This is a genomic window from Phenylobacterium sp., assembly GCF_044236515.1.
Lineage (GTDB): Bacteria > Pseudomonadota > Alphaproteobacteria > Caulobacterales > Caulobacteraceae > Phenylobacterium.
Genome location: NZ_JBIIGK010000165.1, coordinates 1 through 5,971, shown reverse-complemented (window position 1 = coordinate 5,971; position 5,971 = coordinate 1). Strand labels below are relative to the sequence as shown.

The window sequence follows — 5,971 nt, the reverse complement described above, 5'->3', positions numbered from 1 at the left end:
TAGAGCTCGTGACGGTCGACCTCGTGACTTGGGGCCTCCCGGGCCATTCGGCGCATTTTCCCTTCACGGCGATGGGGGCTTCTGTGCAACAGAAGGACTCCACACGCAACCGCCGCACCGCCTATCCGGACGGCCTCACGCACCCGGATGAAGGATGACCACGCCGCCGCCCGCCGACCGCCGAGCCAGGGACCGCACCGCCTATCTGGTCCTGGGAATGCACCGCTCCGGCACCTCGGCCGTGACCCAGCTTCTGGCGCTGGCGGGAGCCAACCTGCCCGAGCACGTGATGCCGGGCGACGAGCACAATGCGAAGGGCTATTTCGAGCCGTGGCGGATCGCCCAGTTCAACGACCGGTGCCTGCGGGCCGGCGGCGGGGCCTGGGACGACGTCTTCGCCTTTCCGCACCGTCCGTTGGCCCGCAAGGACGAGCGCGGCTGGCTGACCGAGGCCATCGATCTGTTCGAAGCCGAATACGGCCCGGCTGAGTTCCCGCTGCTGAAGGACCCCCGCGTCACGGTGCTGCTGCCGTTCTGGCGGACGGTGCTGGAGGACCTGGGGATCGCCGCGCGGTGCGTGATCCCGGTGCGCCATCCGCTGGCGGTGGCCGGATCGCTGAGCCGCCGCGACGGCTTCGCGCCGGAGAAATCGGTGCTGCTGTGGAGCGCCTACATGTTGGCCGCGGAGGCCTATACCCGCGACCTGCCGCGCGCCTTCGTCGGCTATGACGCCCTGCTGAGCGACTGGCGGGCTGAGGCGGCGCGGATCGAGACGGCCCACGGCGCCCCGCTGCCCGCACTGACCAGGGCGGCGAGCGCAGAGATCGACAAGTTCCTGACGGCGGACCTGCGCCACAACGCGGCCGGCGACGGCCTGGCGGCACTGGGGTGGGCCGGCGAGATCGCCCAGGCGGTGCTGGACTGGTTCGAGGCGGCGGCGGCCGGGGAGGCGCCGGACCGCGGCCCCCTCGAGGCGGCCGGCGCGGAGCTGGAGCGTCGGCGGCGGGAGGTCGGGGTGCTGGTCTCGCCGACCTCCCGCGACCTCGACGCCGTGCGCAGCGAGCTTCGCGAGGTGCGCGACGCGCTGGCGGCGCAAATCGCCGACCTGCGGGCGGAGATGGCCCGCGACCGTCAGGTGCTGGAGGCCGGCTGGCGACAGGACGCCGCCGAGCTGAGCGCGCTGCAGGGGCAATGGCAGGCCCTGTCGGCGCGGCTCGACGGCCTGCTGGCCGAGGCCTGAGCGGCGCCGCAGGCCGATGAGCGGCGCGGACATCATCGCCCGTCGCCGGGCCGCGCATGAGGAACGGCGCCAGCTCGCGGCCGACCGCTGGGCGCGTTTCCAGGTCGCCAACCGCCGCCGGTACGGCTCGCGCGACCTGACCGTGGCGCCGCCGGCGCTGGGGCGTCTGCTGGCCCGCGGCAAGTGGCCGGGCCGGGCGGCGCTGATCGCCCTCTCCGGACTATGGAACGGCGACCTCGACGTGGCGCTGGACAGCCTCGGCGGCGAGCCGGACGGCCTGGCGGCCTATGTGCAGGCCGGTTCCGACCCCAAGGCCCAGCCCAGGGCGCTGTTCGACCAGGGCTGGTACCTGTCCCAGGCGCCGGGCCTGGCCGGCGGCCGCTGGGCGCCGCTGGCCCACTATCTGGTGCTCGGCGCGCTGGAGGGCAAAAGCCCGCATCCGCTGTTCGACCCGGCGAGGTTCCGCGGCGGCGCGCCGCGCCTGACGCCGCTGCAGCGCTATCTGTTCGGCGGCGCGGCGGCGGGGGCGGACCCGCATCCGCTGTTCGACCTGCGCTGGTACGTCGGCCAGTGCGAGGCCGTGGCGCAGAACGGCGAGGACCCGCTGGTCCACTATCTGCGGCAGGGCTGGCGCGAAGGGCTGGACCCGCACCCGCTGTTCGCCGGCGCCTGGTACCTGCAGCGGACGCGCGGCGCGGCGGAGGCGGGGATCGCGCCGCTACTGCACTACGTCCGGATCGGCGCCGAACAGGGCGCCGATCCGCACCCGCTGTTCGATACGGCGCATTGGGACGCGACGCCGCGCCGGCCGGGCGCGGGGCGCGATCCGCTGAGCCGCTTCCTGGCGTCCCACACCCGGCTGGAACGCAACCCGGCGCCGCGGTTCGATCCGGCCCACTATTTCGCCGAGGCCGGGGAGGCGGCGCGGGCCAATCCGCTGCTGCACTATGTGACCGAGGGGACGTTCCTCGGGCTATCGCCGGCGCCTGGGTTCAACGAGGCCGGATGGTTCGCGGCCAACCCGCGGTTCGCCGAGACGCCGCGCAGCGCGCTGGAGCTGGCGGCGCGCGAGGCGCCGCGGCAGGGGATGCGGCCGGTCCCGACGCAAACGGCCCCCTCGCCCGTCGCCAGCCGGTTCGGCCCTGCCCCGGCGCCGCGATCGACGGGCCTGCCGCCGGTCACCCTCATCGGCTATCCGTTCAGCCCGACCGGCATGGGCGAACACCTGCGGGTGACCTTGCAGGCGCTGGAGGCGGCGGGCGTCGACGTCAGGCTGCTGGACGTCGAGGGGGCCGGGACCCGTGGCGATCCCGACCTCGCGCCGCTGGCCGACCGGCAGGTTGCGGCGCCGGGCGCGCTGAACCTGTTCTGCGTCAATGCCGACGAGATCGAGCGGGTGGTCGGGCGGCTGGGCCGGGAGACGGTCGCCGCGGGGCGCAACGTCATCTTCCCGGCGTGGGAGCTGGGCCGTTATCCGGCGCCGTTCGCGCGGGCCGTGGCCGGCTTCGACGGCGTCTGGGCGCCGAGCGCCTTCGTGCGGGGCGCCATCGCCGAGGCGACGGGAAAGGCGGTGGAGGTCGTGCCGCTGGCGGTCGAGCCGCGCCTAACCCAAAGCTTCGGCCGGAGCTGGTTCGACATCCCCGAGACGCCGTTCGTGGTGCTGTTCTTCTTCGACTTCGCCTCGTTCGCCTCGCGCAAGAACCCTGACGCAGTGTTGGCGGCGGTCGAGCGGCTGGCGCAGATGCGCCCTGGGGCGGACGTCCACACGGTGATCAAGGTGCGCGGCGCCCCGGCCCAGGCGGCGGCGCGGTCGGCCTTCGACGCGCGGGTCGCGGCGCTGGGCGAGCGGGTGCAGGTGCTGGAGGGCGACTTCAGCGACAGCGAGATCCTCAACCTCGTGGCGCTTTGCGACGCCTTTGTCTCGCTGCACCGGGCGGAAGGCTTCGGCTTCGGGCCGGCGCAGGCGATGGCGCTGGGCCGGGCGGCGGTCGCCACAGGCTATTCCGGCAACGTCGACTACATGGCCGAGGGGACCAGTCTGAAGGTCGACTACGAGCTCATCCCGGTCGCCAGAGGAGCCTATCCGCACGGCGACGGCCAGGTCTGGGCCGAGCCGTCGGTGGAGCATGCGGCGCGGCTGATCGCCGGCCTGGTGGACGATCCCGGCGCGGCGGCGGCGATGGGCGAGCGGGCCCGGCGGCACATGGCCGAGCACTTTTCCTACGCCGCCGTGGGAGCGCGGGCCCGGGCCGCCCTCGAAGCCCTGATGCGCGGCTAGCGTCGGCCGCGGCGGCGCCAGACGGCGGGATCGAGGGACAGGTAGAAGAGGCCGGTCAGCGCCGCGACGTCGAGGAAGTAGAGGTAGCGGTAGTCGCAGGCGATCGAGATCACCAGGAAGCTGGCGGCGAAGCCGACGGCGGCGAGCTGGAGGCCGATCATCGGCATATCGGCGGCGCGACGGCGAAGGGCCAGAGCGCCGGCCACCAGGACCGCCAGCACCAGGTAGGCGACGTGCGACATCACCGGCGTGTCGAGGAACCAGGTGACATAGTTGTAGAGCTGGTCGTCGGCGCCATCACGCTGGGCGACCATGCCGAGCCGCGCCATGTGCTGAGGCGGGCCGTCGATGCCGACGTGGACCGGCAGGCACCTGTCGATGTCGGGGGTCGCCAGCACCCAGCGGAAGTCGGCGAGGCGGGTCTTCAGATAGATGCCTGGATGTTCGGTGATCAGCTGCAGCCATTCCGCGCGGACGGCGGCGTCCGGCAGCTTCCAGAAAGTCTGGCCGACGGCCTCGTCCGCGGCGAAGTGGTCGACCCGTTCGGGCGACCACACCCGGCCGGCGCGAGCGCGCAGGATGTCGTCGGCGGCGGGATCGACGCGGTCGATGTGGCGCAGCGGCAGGGTCGGGTCGAGCGCCAGCGCGCCGGCGATGTCGTAGTGTTGAACGATCCGCACGCCGCGGGAGACCGAAACGTCCTCGCCGGCCGCAGCGGGCACGGCGATCGCCGATAGCATCTTGGCGACGACATAGACGACGGCGAGCCAGCCGCCCGCCCAGGCGAGGGGTGTGATCCAGCGCCGGTCGCCACTTTTCGGAGCTCTGGCCGCCCAGGCGACGGCGGCGGCGGCGGGCAGCCAGGCGATCAGGCCGTTCTGGCGGACGAGGGCGGCCATGGCGAACATCAGGGCCGCGCCGGCGAGCGCCAGCACGGGCTTGCGTCCCGCCTCGAAGCCGCGCGCCGCGGCGATCAGCAGGATGAAGCCGAGCGTCGCGCTGTTGGCGAAGAACACGTCCTTCCAGACGATGCCCTGGTAGATGAGGATGTTCGGCGTAAGGACGATGGCGGCGGCGACGGGGACCGCCAGCCAGGACGGCCGGCCGGTCATGCGGACCAGCCACAGCCAGCCGCCGAACAGCATGAGGCCGCTGGCCATGACATAGAGCGAGGTGCCGGCCAGCAACTCGTCGAACACGCCGAGCAGCCAGGCGTGGAACGGCGGGCCCCAGGTGATCCGCTCGTGGAAGCGGCCCTCGTAGAGCGAGAGCACCGGATCAACGGAAAGGTGGCCGGGCAGGTTCGCCGCCAGCATCAGCAGGTAGCCGGCGATGACGGTCCAGCGGACCGCCTTGGCCGAGGGTGCGTCGGCAGAGGGGCTCACGCGCTGGCCTCGCCCCGGCCGACGATCAGGAACAGGCCGGCGAACATCAGGACGTAGCCGGCGGCCATCGACCAGTTCGGCTGTTCCTTGAACACCAGCCAGCCGATGATCGGCACCAGGCACGAGCCGATCAGCGAGAAGGCGTAGGCCGTGGACAGCGGCACGCGCGTCAGGACGTAGAACCACAGCAAGGCGGTGAGCCCGTACCACGCGAACGCCCCGAGCAGCGGCCAGTTCTGGATCACCCGCAGCAGGAAGGGACCGCTCAGCCGCTCGTTATAGATCGCGCCCCATTTGAACATCGCCTGGCCGAGTGGCAGGGCGACGGCGAAGACGCTGCAGAGGGCGATGTCCTTGGGCGTCACCGGGACCGCTCCTCGTCCTGCTCCATACGGGCGATCGTCCGCAGGTAGGGATGGATCGGCCGGGATGGCACATTCAGCACGTCGAAGTTCATCGCCTGAAGCAGGAACTGGGCGCCGAGGATAATCGGCAGGGCGGCGGCCATCACGACGCCGGCCGAGGCGACCTGGCCCGGCTCGCGGTTGGCCAGATAGTGCAGGGAATAGCCGACGCCGAACAGCACGCTGGCGAGGCCGAACACCAGCTCCAGGCTCGCGGCGTGGAAGTCGCGGACGAAGTACTGGCCGAGTATCCGTTGGACGAAGTTGCGCAGGTGCTTGAAGGCGAACGGCCCGATGATCGCCCCGATCCGCAGGTTCGAGACCTCGTCGGCGTAGCGCGAGGGCATCGGCACGTCGCGGACCACCGCGCGCAGCGCGCCGAGGTGATACAGCAGGTCGGTCTCGAAGAAGAACCGCTTGGAGACCTGCTTCTCCATCGCCCGCAGAGCGACGTTGGCCTCGATCGCAGTGTAGCCGTTGGTTGGGTCGAAGATGTTCCAATAGCCGGTCGACAGCTTGGCCGCGAAGCTGAGCGCAGCGTTGCCGAACACCCGCACGCCCGGCATGGCGCGAAGGTGGCTGATCGAGGTGAAGCGGTTGCCCTTGGTGTAGTCCGCCTCGCCGAGCAGGATCGGGGCGACGAGGTGGGCCATGTAGCCGAGGT

At 71.9% G+C, this 5,971-nt stretch carries 5 protein-coding genes; 2 read left to right on the top strand and 3 right to left on the bottom strand.

Annotation, left to right across the window (positions count from 1 at the left end; genetic code table 11):
• Positions 1 to 154: 154 nt before the first annotated feature.
• Both ACILRF_RS13800 and ACILRF_RS13795 read left to right on the top strand, forming a co-directional pair.
• Complete coding sequence (locus ACILRF_RS13800) at positions 155 to 1,240, top strand: sulfotransferase family protein (RefSeq protein ID WP_395673847.1); 1,086 nt, start codon at positions 155 to 157, stop codon at positions 1,238 to 1,240.
• Positions 1,241 to 1,256: 16 nt separating this feature from the next.
• Entirely contained in the window at positions 1,257 to 3,518 is a 2,262-nt protein-coding gene (locus ACILRF_RS13795; RefSeq protein WP_395673845.1) for a glycosyltransferase family 4 protein, read from the top strand.
• On the opposite strand, the gene ACILRF_RS13790 is transcribed toward ACILRF_RS13795, so the two are convergent.
• The 3 genes from ACILRF_RS13790 to ACILRF_RS13780 form a co-directional block, all read right to left on the bottom strand.
• The gene (locus tag ACILRF_RS13790) at positions 3,515 to 4,903 is read right to left on the bottom strand and encodes a hypothetical protein (RefSeq protein WP_395673843.1); all 1,389 of its coding nucleotides are present in this window, start codon (positions 4,901 to 4,903) and stop codon (positions 3,515 to 3,517) included. The two genes, ACILRF_RS13795 and ACILRF_RS13790, sit on opposite strands and share 4 nt — an antisense overlap.
• Positions 4,900 to 5,268, bottom strand: a complete 369-nt coding sequence (locus ACILRF_RS13785) for a DMT family transporter (RefSeq protein WP_395673841.1) — start codon at positions 5,266 to 5,268, stop codon at positions 4,900 to 4,902. Before ACILRF_RS13785 ends, ACILRF_RS13790 begins: the two co-directional genes overlap by 4 nt.
• A partial coding sequence (locus ACILRF_RS13780; protein WP_395673839.1) for a glycosyltransferase family 2 protein occupies positions 5,265 to 5,971 on the bottom strand: 707 nt, incomplete at its 5' end. The genes ACILRF_RS13780 and ACILRF_RS13785, both read right to left, overlap by 4 nt.